This is a genomic window from Gleimia europaea ACS-120-V-Col10b, from assembly GCF_000411155.1.
Classification (GTDB): Bacteria; Actinomycetota; Actinomycetes; order Actinomycetales; family Actinomycetaceae; genus Gleimia; species Gleimia europaea_B.
Map to the genome: position 1 here is coordinate 1,256,687 of NZ_KE150266.1, position 18,128 is coordinate 1,274,814.

Here is an 18,128-nt window from a genome sequence, read left to right on the forward strand (position 1 = left end):
CTAGCCGTTCAAGATGGCGTACAGGCGCTTTAGGGACACCTTTCTTGAGGTGCCAAGCTCCTGGGCGAACAGGGACACGCGCAGCTCCTCTGCGAGCCACAAGGCCTCATCCAACTGTGCGGTGCGGGCCACCTCATGAGCTGGAAGTGCCGCCCGGGCAGACGCCAATGCGGCCTCTACGTCCTTAACGGAGCGCCACAGCCCCTCATCGCGCGCAAGCACGCTCGCGGACTGTGAAGTTTTCTCCACCCGTAAGCGGTCAGCCTTCACAAACCGCGCCACGTGCTGCAACCACCCAAACGGAACGCGCGTCAAAAACCCTGCAAACACCAAACCATTTGAATGCTCGCGCACATCCGTCAGCACCTGGACCATCGCCGGTGAAGAAACCGAACGAACCACGCGGTCAAGCTCGCCAAACTCGGCAAACGCCTCCACAGCCCAGCTCAAAATCAGATAGATTCGATCCTCAATGCGATCTCTCACCCAGTCAACCAGCTGCGCAAATTGCCCCTGAGAACGCACCCGCACAGGGGAGGTTTCAAACTCGTCAACCAGAGACGCCGCAGCCGCTAACTGCGCATCCGCGACCAAACTCTGCGTATCCGGATACGGGCCACTCGCTAAAATCAGCGCTTCGCGGCCCGTCCAACGCGTAGATACGCGCGCTACTGGAAGTTGTGTGCGCGCTAGAACCAGGCGGGCAAGCCCCGCCCGGTGGCTCGCATCAGCCTGCGTGCGTTCCGCGATCACTCGTACTCCCGCACGAGGTTGGCTGGGCGTGCCCTGCGGCACTAACGCGGGGAACGCCCGCACGGAAAGCCCTGTGGGCGTGCGCGCATCCACACTCAGCGGCAACGCCTCGCCCACATCAGGCCAATCGGATAAATCATCCAGTTCTGGAACCGACGTGAACATTTCCGGTGCCGTTGCGGAACTTGCCAAAACCGAGTTTGAACCAGGCTCAACTGAAGATGTACGTGCCTTCATTCGCGCGTCAGACTGGGGCTTTGCCTGCACTCCTTCTAACGCTTTCTTTGTTCGCTTAGACGGCTCTGATTTTGCGCCCGACTCCTTCATCGCCTGATTCAAAGCCTCGCGCATTGCCGAACGAACCGCCTTTTGCGACTGCCCACTTAGCTGCTTTTGTAGCCACGTCAGGTCTTCCCCGGAGCGCAACTCGCGGCCCTGCGCATTGACCACCACGAACATGGGCGTGACATGCGCGGGAAGCGTCAAATCGTCCAGTGTTTCACGTGAAACATCGACGCCCTTAACCGCCTGTGCCGCGTGCGCAAAAGCATCAAAATAGTGGGGCAGGAACTCGCCCGCGCGAGTACCGGGAATCCGCTTCACCCGCTTTTCTTGATTTTCGAGGCCGCCCTTCGGCTGTTTTGGCGAATCCGACTGCTGGCTGAATGTGTCATGATCCGTGGAAGTTACCGGTTCGGGTTTAGATACTGGAACCGTTTGTGATTGCGAGGCGTGCCGAGCGGACGCCTGCTTCATCTTCGCAATCGACTTCTGATTTGCCGTACCCGACTTTGAAGCCCAGGCGGCAAGCCGTCCCAGCGAGGCTTCAAGGGAACGAGGATCCAACTCGTCTTCCTCGCTCCCTGACTCCCCAGAACTGGCAGTGGACGAGGGCGCACCGAACGCACTACTGTCCGCGCAAACCCGCGCATCCTGGCTTGGTTGCGTCGACTCCGGGCGGAGAGCGCCCTCGGACATCCAAACGTGTTGCTTGATCCAGGCGGCAAGTTCGCGGGCAACATCGGGCGCGGGCACAAGTTGAGCGCGCAACTGTTTAGGCAAAGCGCGGATAGTGGCGGTGAGGAGTTCTTCTAACATGCCCGGAACCAGCCACTCAAACCCCGCATCATGCAGGCGCGGCAACACGGCCACAGGCACGCGAACCGTCAGCCCATCGCGGGGCGAACCCGGATCGAACTCGTAATGGAGCGGCAAAGTGATGTCCCCTTGATGCCACTTAGCCGGATAACCGCGCTGATCCACCTCCCGTGCACCCGGAAGCACATCCGCGCGCTCCATCTCCAGCAAACGCTTATCGCGCTGACGGCGCCACCACGCATCAAAATGCGCAGCCGACACGATCTCACGCGGCACTCGCTCGTCATAAAACGCAAAAATCGCATCATCGGACACCGTGCCGCCCTGACGCAACTTCTTTTCCGCCTCATGAATCTTTGCCAGTAGTTCACTGTTCTTGCGAACAAACTTGTGGTGAGCATTCCACTCACCATCCACGAGGGCGTGCTGGATAAACATCTCGCGAGCCACCTGCTGGGGCGACCCACCCAACTCACCGCCGGTAACTCCTGCCCGGGCCGCAATCGAGGTGGCGTTAGCAGGTGCCTCCACTTTGGCTCCCTGCGGCACGTTTGCGAGCAGCAGGGGCCGATCCGCCACGAGGGTGAGGCCATACAGCATCACCTTTTCGCGCACCATCGCCGCCCCCATTTTGGAAGACCAATAGGGCTGCGAATACGAATGTTTCAACAAACGCTTGGCTGACTTTTCCACCCACTCGGGCTGGATCTTTGCCACCGTGCGAGCGAACAGGCGCGAGGTCTCCACCAGCTCCGCCGCCATCACCCAGTCGTAATGCTTGCGCGCCAAACCAGAGCCCGGCCAAACCACAAACCGCGTTCCGCGCGCACCCTGATAATCCTGCGTGGTCTGATCCCACGAACCCAAGTTAGATAGCAAACCAACCAGTAGCGCCCGGTGGATCTGCTCGCTGTTGCGACCGGATGTGCGCGCGGTCAATGCCGTGGTTGCGCGCGCCGCAGCATCTACTGCGCCGCCCTCACGCTCCTGATCGCGCACCTCCCTGCGCGACGGAATCTGCAACGGATCCATCTGCAAACCCAGTGGACGCGCCAGATCGCGCAACTGGCCAGCGACGTCCTGCCACTCACGCCAACGCAAGAAGTGCAGGAACTCGCGCTTGCACATCTTTCTAAACTGCGTTCCTGAAAGTTCGCGCGACTGCAATCGCAAATACCGCCACAGTGATAGGTACGTGATGAAATCAGACTCCGGATCCAAGAAGCGCTCATGCGCCCTGTCCGCATCCTCTTTGAACTGCTCTGGACGCTCGCGCACGTCCTGCATGGATAGTGCGGCAACAATAATCAAAACTTCCGAGGCTACGCCCTCTCGGTCTGCTTCGATCAACATGCGTCCCAGGCGCGGGTCGATTGGCAGGCGCCCTAACTGGCGGCCAATGCGAGTAAGGCGCAAAGAATCGCGCGGGGAACGCCGCGTTACCGCTCCAATTTCTTCCAGCAAGCCAACGCCATCACGCACCGCCTTAGAGGCAGGCGCGTCCAGGAACGGGAAGTCCTCCACCGCGCCGAGTCCCAGTGAAATCATCTGCAAAATAACGGAAGCCAGCGATGTGCGCAGAATCTCCGGTTCCGTGTAGCGCGGGCGCGCCGCAAAATCTGCCTGCGAGTAGAGGCGAATCGCCACGCCATCACTCACGCGCCCGCAGCGGCCCGAACGTTGGTTTGCAGAAGCCTGTGACACCGGTTCGATGGGCAGGCGCTGCACCTTAGTGCGGTTCGAGTAGCGTGAAATACGAGCCAAACCCGGATCTACCACGTAGCGGATTCCCGGTACGGTCAGCGACGTTTCCGCAACGTTGGTGGCCAGCACCACGCGCCGGCGCGGGTGCGGCATGAAAATGCGCTGTTGCTCCGGGGCGGAAAGGCGCGAATACAGCGGGAGCACTTCCACCCCGTTAGCCGGGCTCTTGTCCGTTGCGTCACCGGCGTGAATGTAGCGCGGACCCAGCGAATCTGAAAGCGTGTGCGTGGCGTCGCGAATATCGCGCTCGCCGGGCAAGAACACCAGGATGTCGCCCGGCCCCTCGTCGATAAGCTCCTCAACGGCTTCACATATGCCCGTCAGGTAATCGATGTCCTCACCCATGCCGTATCCAAGCAGGGCCAGCGGCGCATCCGCATCCTCTAACACCAACCCCTTAACCGACATAGGACTGTCTGCCTCATCTGCGTTATTCGCGGGAGGGTCGGACTGCTCTAACGGGCGATACCGGATTTCCACAGGGTAGGTACGGCCCGAAACTTCCACAACTGGAACAGGCTTACCTAGCGCTTTGGCAAAATGGTCTGCAAACCTGTCCGAGTCGATCGTTGCCGACGTGATGATTACCTTCAAATCCGGGCGCTTCGGTAACAGCTGCGTCAGATACCCAATCAGGAAGTCAATGTTTAGAGATCGCTCGTGTGCCTCGTCAATGATTATGGTGTCGTACTTATCCAGGTTTGGGTCGTTTTGCACCTCGGCAAGCAAAATACCGTCCGTCATTAGTTTCACGAGGGTGGTGGGGCCAACTTCATCCGTGAAACGCACCTGGTAACCAACCACGTCGCCGGGCCGCTTGCCCACTTTCGTTCCCAACTCATGGGCGATCCGGTCCGCCACTGTGCGAGCCGCCAGCCTGCGCGGCTGGGTGTGGCCAATCATTCCCCTAATGCCACGGCCCAGCTGCAAACAAATTTTTGGAAGCTGCGTGGTTTTACCCGACCCGGTTTCACCCGACACAATCACTACCTGGTGATTTTCAATGGCGTGAGCGATGTCTTTGCGCCGGGCCGACACCGGAAGTTCCTCTGGGAACGTGATTACCGGCAACGCCGCTACCCGGCCTGCCAGTTCTTCGTTGGAGAACCCAGATTTTCTTCCCGCCATGCTCCTATCCTAGAGAAAATAGCGAGAACACAAACATTTCGGGCGTCTCGCTATGTGGGATACAGATTTCGAAATGGTAAGGGTAGATCACAAAAAACGGTGGCGAGGTAAAAATGCGATCCTCGATATATGGCGCAAAAGTGTCCGTTATGTTTCGAAATGCTAACAATGCAGCGTCTCAGACTTAGAACGTGCAGATTCCAAAAAATCTCATCCTGCTAGAGTTCAACCCAAATGAAGCGCGACATTTCGCTCTTCATCCTTATCCGACTTTACGGAGGAAAAATGAAACGTTCATACCTGCGCCTAGCTGCCCCCTTTGCGGTGGCGGCACTCGCGCTGACCGCATGCTCTGGCGGTTCTGGTAATGGTGGCGCAAATGCGCCCGAGGGTGAGTCTGGTGGCGTTGTTGTAGCCAACGGCTCCGAGCCGCAGAACCCGCTCATTCCGACCAACACCAACGAAACCGGTGGCGGCAAGATTGTTGACCTTATCTACGCTGGCCTCGTCTACTACGATGCAGACGGTGCCGCGCAGAACGACCTTGCTGAATCGATTGAAACTGAAGATTCCCAGAACTTCACGATCAAGATTAAGGAAGGCGAGACCTTCTCTGACGGTTCACCCGTTACTGCCAAGTCCTTCGTTGACGCATGGAACCAGGGTGTAGCGCAGTCGCACCTTTCCTCCCACTTCTTCGAGCCCATCAAGGGCTTCCCAGAGGATGGCGAGGCTCCCGCTGACTTCGCCGGCCTCGAGGGTCTAAAGGTTGTTGATGACCAGACGTTCACCGTTGAGCTGTCGCAACCTGAAGCTGACTTCCCGCTCCGCCTGGGCTACTCCGCGTTCTACCCGCTACCTGAAGCAGGTATTGGCGACGCCGACGCGGTTGCAGCATTTGGCGCCGCCCCGGTTGGTAACGGCCCCTACCTGCTAGAGTCCGGTGATGACTGGAAGCACAACGAGTCGATCATGCTGAAGCCGAACCCGAAGTACGACGGCCCGCGCAAGGCTAAGAACGGTGGCGTTGAGATCAAGTTCTACGCCCAGCAGGACGCGGCATACAACGACCTCCTGGGTGGAAACCTGGACGTTCTTGACGCGGTGCCCGACTCGGCATTCTCCAGCTTCGAAACCGAACTTGGCGACCGCGCTGTAAACCAGCCGTCCGCTACCTTCCAGTCCTTCACCATCCCGGAGCGCCTCGCGCACTTCGACGGTGAAGAAGGCAACCTGCGTCGTCAGGCAATCTCCATGTCGATCAACCGCGAGGAGATCACCGACACCATCTTCCAGGGCACTCGTAGCCCGGCACACGACTACACCTCGCCGGTAATCGACGGCTACAACGAGAACGTTGAAGGCAACGAGGTTCTGAACTACGACCCGGAGAAGGCCAAGGAACTGTGGGCCAAGGCTGACGAAATCTCCCCGTGGGAAGGCTCCTTCGAAATCGCTTACAACGCTGACGGTGGCCACCAGGCATGGGTAGACGCAACCACGAACTCCATTAAGAACGTGCTTGGCATTGACGCGAAGGGCGCCCCGTACCCCGACTTCAAGTCGCTACGTGACGAGGTAACCAACCGCAAGATCGAAACCGCGTTCCGTACCGGCTGGCAGGCCGACTACCCGGGTCTGGGTAACTTCCTCGCCCCGCTGTACGCCACGGGTGCTGGTTCGAACGACGGCGACTACTCCTCAGCAGAGTTCGACGGCCTCCTCAAGCAGGCTGCAGGTGCCAAGTCAGTTGAAGAGTCCAACGAGCTCTACCTGAAGGCGCAGACGGTTCTCTTCAAGGATCTACCTGCAATCCCGCTGTGGTACTCCAACGTGACCGGTGGTTCAACTGAAGCTGTAAACAACGTTCAGTTCGGATGGAATTCTGTTCCGCTTTACTACCAGATCACCAAGTGATTACTCGAAAATAAGGTAGCGTAGGCTCGGAGGGATTCCCTCCGAGCCTCGCTCCTGTGAGAACATAACTCACAACCGTGAGATGATAACTCACAACCAATAAATAAAAACTGCGTAAGCAGTTACCCAAGGAGACCACAATGATCCGATATATCGGACGTAGACTCCTGCAGCTGATCCCCGTCTTTATAGGCGCAACGCTGCTCATCTACGCGTTAGTGTTCCTCATGCCCGGTGACCCAATCCAGGCTCTCGGCGGCGACCGCGGCCTGCCACCGGCCGTCGCGGAACAAATGAGGGCGCGCTACAACCTTGATAAGCCATTCATCGTCCAATACCTGCTGTATCTAAAAGGTATTTTTACCCTCGACTTCGGCACCACATTCTCTGGCCGTGAAGTCACCGACGTGATGGCAGGCGCATTCCCTGTAACTATCAAACTTGCCCTAATGGCACTCGCGTTTGAAGCAATTTTTGGCATCGGCTTTGGCCTCATCGCTGGAATGCGTCGCGGCGGCATCTTCGATGGCACCGTCCTCGTGGTCTCCCTATTCGTCATCGCAGTGCCCACGTTCGTTATCGGCTTCGTCCTCCAGTTCTTCATAGGTGTGAAACTCGGGTGGGCACCAACAACAGTTGGTAGCAACACCACTTTCGAAGCCCTCCTCATGCCCGCAATCGTGCTCGGCGCCGTGTCCTTCGCCTACGTGCTTCGCCTAACCCGGCAGTCCGTATCCGAAACCATGTCATCGGACCACGTGCGCACCGCATACGCCAAGGGCCTTTCTCGCGGTAAAGTGATTCAAAACCACGTGCTACGAAACTCGCTCATTCCAGTGGCAACATTCCTTGGCGCCGACCTCGGAGCCCTCATGGGCGGCGCAATCGTCACCGAAGGCATCTTCTCTATCAACGGCGTAGGTGGCAACATGTACCAGGCCATCATCAAGGGCGAACCCGCAACCGTCGTGTCATTCACGACCGTCCTTGTGATCGTCTACATCATCGCCAACCTGCTAGTGGATCTGCTATACGCAGCTCTGGATCCGAGGATTCGCTATGAGTAACCAAACTACCTACCGAAAAGGCCAAGAACACTTCGTATCTGACGTAGACGAAACCGGCTTGGGGGCCGTTGACGCCGTAGCGGACGACTCCGCGCCCTCGTCAATGTGGGGCGAAGCCTGGAAGAACCTGCGCAAACGCCCCCTGTTCTGGGTGTCAGCCGCAATCATTGCGATGGCCCTACTGTTGGCCGCATTCCCCAGCCTGTTCACCTCAATGGATCCGAACTTCTGCGAACTGTCGCGCTCCATGGAAGCCCCTTCTGGTGGCCACCCGTTCGGCTTCGACAGGCAGGGCTGTGACATCTACGCGCGCACCATCTACGGCGCTCGCGCATCCGTAACCGTAGGCGTGTTCACCACGATCGCAGTGACCATTATGGGCGCCGCATTCGGTTCCCTGGCCGGCTACTTCGGCGGCTGGCTCGACTCCCTGCTCTCGCGCATCACCGACGTTGTGTTCGCCATTCCGTTCCTGCTTGCCGCAATCGTGGTTATGCAGATGTTCCGCTCCCACCGGGCCACCTGGACCGTGGTGCTTGTCCTCGCAATCTTTGGCTGGCCCCAAATTGCGCGCATCACGCGCGGCGCTGTTCTGAGCGTTAAGAACGAAGAATACGTGTCAGCGGCAAAGGCTCTAGGCGAATCCAAATGGACCATCCTCATGCGCCACATCCTGCCAAACTCTGCGGCACCCATCATCGTTTATGCAACCGTAGCGCTTGGCACGTTCATCGTTGCCGAAGCAACTCTCTCATTCCTGGGCGTGGGCCTACCGCCAGACATCGTCTCGTGGGGCGGCGACATCAACAAGGCGCAGGTTGCGCTCCGTACCCAGCCATCCGTGCTGTTCTACCCCGCAGGTGCTCTAGCCCTGACCGTGCTCAGCTTCATCATGATGGGTGACGTGGTACGCGACGCTCTCGACCCGAAGTCACGAGAGAGGTAAACGAAGTGGAAAACGAGATGAACACTGACGTCGAGCCCCTGCTCGAAATAAAAGACCTCGAGGTCGCCTTCCAATCTTCCACGGGCATGGTTCCCGCAGTGCGGAAAGCCAACCTCACCATCTACCCCGGCCAGTCCGTTGCTATCGTAGGAGAATCAGGCTCCGGTAAATCCACTACCGCGCACGCCATCATTAACCTCCTGCCCGGCACCGGTAAGATCGTTGGCGGCTCCATCAAATTCCGTGGTGAAGAACTCACCACTAAGAGCCGCAAAGAGATGGAACGCATCCGCGGACGCCACATTGGCCTCGTCCCGCAAGACCCCATGTCTAACCTCAACCCCGTTTGGAAAATCGGTTTCCAAGTTCGCGAAGCCCTTAAAGCCAACAATGTGGTTAAAGGCTCGCAAATGCACCAGCGGGTTAACGAGCTCCTTGCCGAAGCCGGGTTGCCTGACACCGAACGGGTTGCGAAACAGTACCCGCACGAGTTCTCCGGCGGCATGCGCCAACGCGCTCTCATTGCCATTGGCCTAGCGGCGCGCCCCGAACTGCTCATTGCGGATGAGCCTACCTCCGCCCTTGACGTGACCGTGCAGCGGCGCATCTTGGACCACATGGAGAATCTCACCCACGAGCTTGGCACCGCAATGCTGTTCATCACGCACGACCTCGGCCTTGCTGTTGAACGCGCTGAACACCTGGTGGTCATGCACCGTGGCCGCGTTGTGGAATCCGGGCCTGCCATGCAGATCCTGCAACGTCCGCAACACCCCTACACCAAGAGGCTGGTTGCCGCTGCTCCCTCGCTAACCACCGCGCGAATCATGACCGCGCATCAGGCTGGCATTCAGGTGACCGAAGAGGAACTTCTGGGCGCAGGTAAGGGCGCAACCTCAACCGAAGCTGCGGTTGAAGTTAAGAACCTGGTGAAGACCTTCCCGATTCGCGGCAAACGCGGACAGACCTTCAAGGCGCTTGACGACGTTTCCTTCACGCTCCGTAAAGGTACGACGCTGGGTGTTGTAGGCGAGTCCGGTTCTGGTAAATCAACTGCGGCGAACATCATTCTTGGCCTGTTGGAGCAAGACTCTGGCGACGTCATTTTTGAGGGCGTAAACGTTTCTGAACTTTCCAAGAAGGAACGCTTCGCCATGCGCCGCAACCTGCAAGTGGTGTTCCAAAACCCGTACGGCTCTTTGGATCCCATGTACTCCATTTACCGCGCGGTTGAAGAACCCATGCGCGTACACAACTGGGGGACTAAGAAGGAGCGTGAGGAGCGCGTTGCGCAACTGCTTGACATGGTTGCCCTCCCTCGGTCCGCGATGAGGCGCTACCCTAACGAGCTGTCTGGCGGCCAACGCCAACGTGTGGCCATCGCCCGCGCGCTTGCGCTCCGCCCGCACGTCCTCGTGCTTGACGAGGCCGTGTCTGCGCTTGACGTGCTTGTGCAAGACCAAATCCTGCACCTGCTAAACGACATTCAAGCTGAAATGGAACTGTCCTACCTGTTCATCACCCATGACCTCGCAGTTGTCCGTCAGATCGCTGACGACGTGGTGGTAATGCAACACGGTAAGGTAGTTGAAACCGGTGCAACGGACGCGATCTTCGACAGCCCGCGCACCGACTACACGCGCAACCTGATCGACTCGATTCCCGGCAAGAGTATCGAACTGGGAATCGTCGACGACTAACGCGCGAAATATCGACCAAGATCGCCGCTGGTAGCTCAAGCTGCCAGCGGCGATCCTAATTCGTCTTCAAGCAGTGAGTGCCCGCAACTAGCCTGCTGCGTTGGTTAAAGCCAAGACTAAGTGACCTAATGGAAACTCGTTAAGGGATTGATTCCCCCTTAGTAGATGACTTAAGTGTCAAGTAGGGACTCTAAATGGTGACGCCGGCTTGAAAGCTCTCTTTGAGCCCCATGCAACGGGGATCCATCAAATGGTAATTCGCTCAAATCGATACCCTTCGCCACTCTTAGTACCAAATGTTGAGCGCTGCGGGCCGCTCTAATTGGCAGACCGATATTATCTGCAAAAGCATCCCAATGACGGCCCCGGAGATTCTTCGTTTGCCCATCAATCGGGAGCGCCATCGTGAAATCGCGATAAAGAGCCGTGCAGGGTAGGTCGTACATCGGAGCGACCTCCCACACGCCCTCCGGATTTCGCAAAATTGACAGGTTCTTTGCGTGAACATCACCGTTTCCGGTAAGCCAAGCGAACAGGAATTGTACATATAGAGCTCGGATAGCAACCATAGGGGCACTGGTGTGTTGCGCGAGCGCGGAAACCACAGCCTCGGATTCGACGTTGTATTTTTCAGATGGTGGAATCTGCAGAACTTGCGAAGCGTCCTCTTGAGCGAGACGCACAATCTGTCCGCTCGCATCAACACGGCGGTCAAAACGCTCAACGAGTAAGCCTTCTACGCCTTCTTTATCTACAACCAACTGAGACTTAGCTACAGGGATTTTAAGGCCGCGAGCATGACGTAGATGTAAAGCTTCATTGCGCACGAGGTGGGGATAATCAACCGGATCGATCTTGAGGATCGCATGCGTACGTCTCGTTCGAATCGGCATATTAATCATCGATGCTGATGCTTTAGGCTGAACGCCGGGAACTGCGTATGGGTCAACCATTTCGGTTAGATCTTGAAAACTCCATCTAGATGGGTCCTCGTATAGTGGTGGAACCTCGTTAGGCGTAGTTTCGGATGCAAAAATCCTTACGTCGCCGGGAGTGTCAGCGCCCACCGCCAGAAGCATCGTAAACTCATCATTCATAGATGTTTTGGTTGCTCTGTTTAATACATTGAGACGGTGTCCCTCTGGTAATAGTCCCGCGAAGAATGCGGGGAGCGCGCCACCTTGTTGTGTGGAGGTTTCACCCAACGGCAACGAAAATGCTACGGGATCCCCCACATAGTCATCCCGGTATTTGAACTCGACCACTCCCTCCGAGTCGCGTGACAACGTTCCAGCCAAGTGGTTGCCTTTGTAGACATTTGCGCGTTTTACAAATCGGAGCTGATCAAGGCTTATGGTTGCAATACTCACCTGTTGGCTACCTCTACCTTCAAGCCCAAGGTTCCTGTGACCGCCAGTAACGACCTCAATGTTGGGCCGAGTCCGCCCTGCTCCAAAGTGCGCACCGTACGATCTGAAACTCCAGCAAGTTCAGCCAACTGTTGTTGCGTCAATCCGTATTCTTTGCGAGCAGTTTTAATCACTCCGCCAATCTGAGCTGTAGGTAGGGGGAATTGCCCAGATGTAGAATCATTGGCGCGGTCAGAGGCTAAATTATTCGGAGGCATATTTCCGTTTAGAGCGTTCATGTATATGAATCTACACTCTAAACGCTGGTTTCGGAAGCATGTTTCCTGTTCAGCTGGAGTGAAGGACCGGAGGAATTTTGTCCGCGCCCCTACGTCCACTAGCAAGGAGCGTAATAATCGCGTCCTCCTATTCCAATGAGATACTTAAACCATGTACGGACTTTTCGCTGGGATAACCACACTCGACGTTGCCCAACTAACCGCAGGCACAGTACGTGAAAATCAGAAAGTAACGTCACTTGACCAGATCCTCGCTGCCGGCGGGCCTGCAACCAACGCGGCCGTTGCGTTCTCACACCTCACGCGCGCAGCCACCCGAGCTGCGAGCGCGAGCGACCTCAACCGCGGTGCGAATCCGGGAGGGGCGATGGCCTGCGTCTTGGTTACCGCTATCGGGGAAGGCCCTGCAGCACACCTCATTCTTGAAGACCTGGAAGCTCAGGAGGTGGCGCTGGTTGACTGCACCGATTACGAGGCTGAGGCGCCCGAAACTACGGGCGAGCTAGACCTGACCCCCAGTGTGTCCGCGATCCTTGTCAATGCGCAAACCAACGCGCGCACCGTTGCCTCCACCAACACGCGCCTACCGCTAAAACCCGACATCGCCCTGGAAACCCTAGAAGCCATGGGGCAGCCGCAGGTTGTGCTTGTTGACGGACACAACCCCGATCTGGCGATGGCTGTCCTCACCAACGGCGCCCCCGCAGACGCAGAACCGTTCGCGGCGCAAGAATACAAACCCGAGTACCTGCGCATCCTTGACGGAGGATCTTGGAAACCGTGGCTACCCACACTGCTGGGCTACATTGACGTGGCCATCATCTCCGCAGACTTCCTACCACCCGGATGCATAGACTTCAATGACACAGTGGCGTTCCTCAAAGGCTTTGGCATCGAACGAGTGGTGCGCACTGCCGGGCCAGACCCCGTGCAATGGGCTTGGCTGGGTGAAACCGGGAGCGTTACGCCCCCGACAGTTGGCGCCATCGACACCCTTGCAGCTGGCGACACGTTCCACGGAGCTTTCGCGTGGGGCTGCGCCCACGGCCTCGTAAACCGGGAAACAGCCGACCCGTCTGCGCTCATCGACTTTTCCAACCGCATCGCATCGCTCAGCACCACTAGCTTTGGAACGAGGGCATGGCTAGGAGACCTCGATAACCTAGACGCAGAAACTGCGCGCATACTCTCATAAACCACGCGAGAGAGTGGGCGCGGAGTGGGGAGACACCGGGGGAGTTAGCCTACGCGAACCGGAACGTGGTGGTTAGCCCACTTCACCGACATGTCGCGAAGCGTATCCACACCCTCGTTCGCACCAAAACGGGCGTCCCGAACAACTTCAACGCGAGAACCGTGCGGCAGGCGCGCAAACTCATCCTGAGCCATCTCAACCAAGCCCAGCTGCTCATCATCCGCGTCATAAATCGCCAGAACCGGGGCGGACAAGTCATCTAGCAAGTCGCCCGCCTCATTCATCGACAAATCAATCAACGTTTGCTTTGAAATCACAAAGAACTCGCGCTTCGAATACGTGTCGTCCGGGATCTGTGCGCGGCCTGAGCGCTCCAAATCATCCAGCTGTGTGGACGAAAAAATCTGATCCCACTCGAACGACAGCGGGCCTGTGATCATGCCTGTCAGAAGCATCGCCCTGGCGGCCTCCGGGCGGGCCTTCAACGCCGCTATTGTGCCAAACGAATGGGCGTGCAAAATCTGTCGGCCAAAACCCTGCGCGCGAAGCCACGCCGAAGCCGAATGTAGATCCTCAACCTGGCTGGCCAGCGTAATCACATCGTCATCAGAATCGCCACAACCCGAAAAATCGAACTCCAGCGTCGCATAACCTGCACCCCGGTACGCCGCTGATAAACGATCGAAATGCTCTCCCGAATGCCTATCAGCCAAGAACGAGTGCGCAAACAAAACTGCGGCATCCGTTGAATCAACAGGGTCCACAAACGTGCCCGCAAGCCGAACTCCGCGGGGCGTCGTAATCTGTACCTCTGTCACAACTCAAGCCTAAGCGAAAACCAGGGATAAAGCGCCCCTAAACCCCGGCCTGTTCAAAACCGCGAACAACGTGTCCTCGAAACGCTTCCAGCAAGTGCACAGTGGGCGTCAAGCCCGGTAAACTAGCTGGGAAACATGCAATAAGGAGGAGCCTTGGGCGCAAAATTCGGATTCGTCGTAGGAGCCGGCCTCGGATACGTGCTAGGCACGCGCGCAGGACGTGAACGCTACGAGAAAATCAAGATGCGAGCATCCAAAATCAGGCAAAGTCCGCTGGTAGCTGAGCGCATGGATCAAGCCTCTGAAAAAGTTTCCGAAGCCCTCAAGAAGGGCGGTGCCGCAGCCACCGACAAGCTCGTTGGGGTAGTCAAAGAGCGCGTCTTCGGTGAACCTCAAGACCAGTACGTAGACGTCACCGTCATAGAAGTTGATGACATCGACACAGAAGAATAACGAGGCGAGGGCGGCAATACCGCCCTCGTAACAATTGCAACAGTCTTTAGAACAGTCCCACACTGCCCTTCGTGGCACTGGGGCGCAAAGTTCGGTGCGAGGAACAATTACATGACATCTGGCAATCAGCCAACCGAGGAACAAATCAAACGCTGGCGCAAATACCTTGCTGACGAGCAGATGGAACGCCAAACCTACTTGAACCTAGCGCAGCGGCGCACCGGGGAAGAAGCCGCTATCCTGCAGGCGCTTGCTGACGCCGAAACGCGTCACATCGAGCACTGGACGTCCCTCCTTGGCGAGCACGCGCACCCCGCGCCAAAACCCACGCTCTACTCGCGGATCCTCGCCCGCTTTGCCGCTACCTTTGGCTCCATTTTCATCCTCGCCCTCGCCCAACGCGCAGAACAACGCCAATCCTACGACGTTGACCAAGACGCCACCGCCGCGATGGCTGCCGACGAGCACATCCACGGTGAGGTTGTGCGCGGCCTCGCCGCCCGCTCACGCGCCCGCATAGCCGGCACGTTCCGCGCCGCAGTGTTTGGAGCCAATGACGGCCTCGTATCAAACCTCGCCCTCATCCTCGGCATAGCCGCTACCGGTGTACCGAACAGCATGGTCATTACAACCGGTGTTGCCGGTCTGTTAGCTGGCGCTCTCTCAATGGCGGCTGGCGAATATATCTCGGTGACCTCCCAGCGTGAACTGCTAGAGGCCTCCGACCCGTCCACCGACGCGCCCGTGCAAGTCTCCAAACTCAACGTGCAACAAAACGAATTGGAGCTCGTGTTCCGCGCTCGCGGCGACACCGCTGAGGAGTCCCGAGAGCACGCGCGCATCATTTTTGAAGCGTTAAACCGGCCGGCCTCGGAAATGACTACCAGCTCAATCATTACGCCGCGCTCCTTGCTGTCGTCCAAGGAACGCCACCGTGACCCGTCCGAATCGCATGCGGAAATCGGGCACCCGTGGGGCGCGGCGGCTTCCTCGTTCCTGTTCTTCGCGATTGGCGCACTGGTGCCGCTGCTCCCGTTCCTGTTTGGCGCCAGCGGAAACCTGGGGATCTTGCTGTCCGCGATCGTGGTGGGCGTGGTACTCATGTTCACGGGCGGTGTAGTGGGCTTGCTTTCCGGTAAGCCGCCGGTAAGGCGCGCGTTCCGTCAGCTGTTCATCGGCTATGGGGCTGCGGCCGTCACCTACACGCTGGGACTCCTGTTTGGCGCCAACGGGATTTAACCCGACTCGAGGAGGAGCAATGTGCGGACGCTACGCCCTTTGGACACCGGAAGAAGAACTGGCCGGCATATTCGGCACTGACTTTAGCCTGGGCGACGTCGCTCCCACTTACAACGCCGCGCCCTCACAACAGCTACCGATCGTGTTTGAAAGATACGAGGAGGAACCTGGGCGCGTGCTCCGCCGCATGCAAACCCATCAGTGGGGGCTGGTGCCTTCCTGGGCGCGCGACGCCAGCCGGCCCATGATTAACGCGCGCGCGGAAAGCTTGGTGGACAAGCCCTCGTTCAAAGCCGCAGCGCGCCGGCGCCGGTGTCTCGTGCCCGCCAACGGCTACTACGAGTGGCAGGCCGGCGCTGGCGGCAAGCAACCCTGGTTTCTGTCCGAGGGGGAGGGGGACCCGGTGATGGGCTTTGCCGGCATTTACGAGGCGTGGCAAGGCCCTCGCGACCAGTGGTTACTCACCTTCGCTATCGTCACGCGCAGTGCGCCCGACGCCGTCGGTCACATCCACGACCGCTCCCCGGTGGTGGTGCCGCCCTCCATGTGGAGCGATTGGCTGGACCCCAAAACAGAAACCGATACTGAGGTCAGGCACTTGCTGGACGCGATAGCCAGCCCCGTCCTCGTCCCTAGAAAAGTAGGAAAAGCCGTAGGCAACGTGCGAAATAACGACCCCAGTTTGATCGAAAAAGTGGTATAACGGACGAGCTGAACAACTCAGGATTTATATCGATAAACCTAGTTTTGACTTATAAAACTGAAATTAAAGTCTCAAATTCAGAATTTTTCTCCGAAAACAGCGTTTACGCAATAAGATTTCAGTATGAAGATACTGTCTTTTAGCGTAAGTAACCATCGTAGTTTTCGCGATGGATTCTTTTTGGATCTAACGAATGGGACTCTCAAGACGAACACTCTGCGTCCGGGAGAGGAATGGACCGACTATACGCTGCCTGTTGCTGGAATTTTCGGAGCAAATGCTGCCGGGAAAACGGCAGTAATCGATGCTTTTAACTATGTAGGTTCGGCCATCGCAAATTCTGGAACTGCTTGGCAGGGTTTTCCAAATATGCTGCGGGCGCCCTTCGTTTTAGATGCGGAATCTGAGCGCGAGCCAAGCACATACGGTCTAGACTTTGTGCTTGATCTGGAAGACGAATTTCCAGGAATTCCAAAAGGACCATATCGTTTCTGGTACGAATTCGCAGTTGACGAAAAGGGAGTTGTCGGCGAACACCTGGACATCTATAAAAGCCGCAGACCCACGCTCCTTTTTGATCGCCATCGTGAGGGTGGAAACACTCCACTAAAACTTGGTCACGGAATGGGAAACATTGAAGTAGCTCCTAAGGAACTTGTTCTTTCGCGCGCCCTACAACTGGACAAGGGGCTACTGTCTGAAATCGCGAATAAAATCCTGGGGTACTTGACGATCTATCGAGTAGGCGATCAAGCCATGCAGCAAAGGCTGGATTCAATCGCTACCGAACTTAAAAGCGGTGATCTGCAGCTTGACGATCTTGTTAGTCTGGCTCGCGTTGCTGACGTCGGAATCGAGAAAATCTTTGTCGAAGAGACGGAAGCCCCCGAGGATTTCTTGAAATTCATTCGAGCGGTTAACCGAACACTGGAGCAACAATCCCCTGCAGAGAATCAGCAAGAAGTTATCAAGCCCGAAGATATTGACGAGAATTTGATCATTAGGTCACTGCGATTCAAACACCGGTCAAGCGGAAACTCTGCACACAAATTTGAGCTCGAAGATGAGTCATCCGGCACTCTAGCCTGGCTTGCCCTGGCTGTTGATGTCGTAACACGACTACGAGAAGGGGGCGTATTGTGCGTTGACGAGTTGGACACTAGCTTGCATCCGTATCTTGCTGCTCTAGTAGTTTCGGTATTCCAATCACCTGAATACAATCCTCATGGAGCGCAATTAGTGTTTACCTCACACGATACGACGCTACTTGGACAGCAATCTGAAACAAATCTCAGCAAGAGACAAGTTTGGTACGTAGAAAAAGACTCTAACGGGGTATCAGATTTGTACTCTCTGGCGGATTTTTCAGATGTCAGCCAGAAGTCCAATTTTGCGAAACAGTATTTGGAAGGCCGATTCGGTGGCGTGCCCAGGGTAGCTCCAGCACTCCTGTGGCAACTGATCCACAAAGACGATGCTAGGAATGCAAACAAAGCGGAAGCGATGTCTTAATGCCTAGGGGCGTAAGGGGGCGCAAAGTTCGGAAGCAACGCAAAATGCGCCCACGAGTGTTGGTAGTGGTTGAAGGTTCCAAAGGAAAATCGGAACAAGTCTACTTTCAACGCCTCGATCAGGAGTTGAGATACGATGTGGCGCTTACCGTTGTAGCTGGAGCAGGGGAGCCAACAAAGTGGTGGGA

13 protein-coding genes are annotated in these 18,128 nt (G+C 57.0%); 9 read left to right on the forward strand and 4 right to left on the reverse strand.

The features are described from left to right. Nucleotides 1-4,743 (reverse strand): ATP-dependent RNA helicase HrpA, encoded by a 4,743-nt coding sequence (hrpA, locus tag HMPREF9238_RS05735; protein WP_016444508.1) that lies wholly within the window; start codon nucleotides 4,741-4,743, stop codon nucleotides 1-3. Between the two features lie 285 nt (nucleotides 4,744-5,028). Between hrpA and HMPREF9238_RS05740 the strand changes: the two genes are divergently transcribed. From HMPREF9238_RS05740 to HMPREF9238_RS05755, 4 genes are all read left to right on the forward strand, one after another. Next, nucleotides 5,029-6,660 (forward strand): peptide ABC transporter substrate-binding protein, encoded by a 1,632-nt coding sequence (locus tag HMPREF9238_RS05740; RefSeq protein WP_016444509.1) that lies wholly within the window; start codon nucleotides 5,029-5,031, stop codon nucleotides 6,658-6,660. Between the two features lie 140 nt (nucleotides 6,661-6,800). Then, the gene (locus HMPREF9238_RS05745; RefSeq protein ID WP_016444510.1) at nucleotides 6,801-7,727 is read left to right on the forward strand and encodes an ABC transporter permease; all 927 of its coding nucleotides are present in this window, start codon (nucleotides 6,801-6,803) and stop codon (nucleotides 7,725-7,727) included. Beyond that, entirely contained in the window at nucleotides 7,720-8,673 is a 954-nt protein-coding gene (locus HMPREF9238_RS05750; protein ID WP_016444511.1) for an ABC transporter permease, read from the forward strand. The genes HMPREF9238_RS05745 and HMPREF9238_RS05750 overlap by 8 nt, the downstream gene beginning before the upstream one ends. 17 nt (nucleotides 8,674-8,690) lie before the next feature. Further along, complete coding sequence (locus tag HMPREF9238_RS05755) at nucleotides 8,691-10,373, forward strand: dipeptide ABC transporter ATP-binding protein (RefSeq protein ID WP_016444512.1); 1,683 nt, start codon at nucleotides 8,691-8,693, stop codon at nucleotides 10,371-10,373. A 170-nt stretch (nucleotides 10,374-10,543) separates the two neighbouring features. On the opposite strand, the gene HMPREF9238_RS05760 is transcribed toward HMPREF9238_RS05755, so the two are convergent. Together HMPREF9238_RS05760 and HMPREF9238_RS09185 are read right to left on the reverse strand one after the other, a co-directional pair. Further along, entirely contained in the window at nucleotides 10,544-11,743 is a 1,200-nt protein-coding gene (locus HMPREF9238_RS05760; RefSeq protein ID WP_016444513.1) for a type II toxin-antitoxin system HipA family toxin, read from the reverse strand. Next, a complete protein-coding gene (locus HMPREF9238_RS09185; RefSeq protein WP_016444514.1) occupies nucleotides 11,740-12,021 on the reverse strand; it encodes a helix-turn-helix domain-containing protein in 282 nt (93 codons plus the stop codon). Before HMPREF9238_RS09185 ends, HMPREF9238_RS05760 begins: the two co-directional genes overlap by 4 nt. Before the next feature lie 151 nt (nucleotides 12,022-12,172). On the opposite strand from HMPREF9238_RS09185, the gene HMPREF9238_RS05770 reads away from it, so the two are divergent. Further along, nucleotides 12,173-13,216: a PfkB family carbohydrate kinase gene (locus tag HMPREF9238_RS05770; protein WP_016444515.1), complete on the forward strand. Its 1,044-nt coding sequence runs from the start codon at nucleotides 12,173-12,175 to the stop codon at nucleotides 13,214-13,216. Between the two features lie 44 nt (nucleotides 13,217-13,260). Here the strand turns inward: HMPREF9238_RS05770 and HMPREF9238_RS05775 are convergent, their stop codons facing one another. After that, entirely contained in the window at nucleotides 13,261-14,034 is a 774-nt protein-coding gene (locus HMPREF9238_RS05775) for an alpha/beta hydrolase (RefSeq protein ID WP_016444516.1), read from the reverse strand. A gap of 153 nt (nucleotides 14,035-14,187) precedes the next feature. On the opposite strand from HMPREF9238_RS05775, the gene HMPREF9238_RS05780 reads away from it, so the two are divergent. From HMPREF9238_RS05780 to HMPREF9238_RS05795, 4 genes are all read left to right on the forward strand, one after another. Continuing rightward, entirely contained in the window at nucleotides 14,188-14,487 is a 300-nt protein-coding gene (locus HMPREF9238_RS05780; protein WP_016444517.1) for a hypothetical protein, read from the forward strand. 111 nt (nucleotides 14,488-14,598) lie between these two features. Further along, the gene (locus tag HMPREF9238_RS05785; RefSeq protein WP_016444518.1) at nucleotides 14,599-15,726 is read left to right on the forward strand and encodes a VIT1/CCC1 transporter family protein; all 1,128 of its coding nucleotides are present in this window, start codon (nucleotides 14,599-14,601) and stop codon (nucleotides 15,724-15,726) included. 19 nt (nucleotides 15,727-15,745) lie between these two features. After that, complete coding sequence (locus HMPREF9238_RS05790) at nucleotides 15,746-16,429, forward strand: SOS response-associated peptidase (RefSeq protein ID WP_016444519.1); 684 nt, start codon at nucleotides 15,746-15,748, stop codon at nucleotides 16,427-16,429. A gap of 123 nt (nucleotides 16,430-16,552) precedes the next feature. Then, nucleotides 16,553-17,941, forward strand: coding sequence for an AAA family ATPase (locus HMPREF9238_RS05795; RefSeq protein WP_040316503.1), 1,389 nt, complete (start codon nucleotides 16,553-16,555; stop codon nucleotides 17,939-17,941). Nucleotides 17,942-18,128 lie beyond the last annotated feature (187 nt).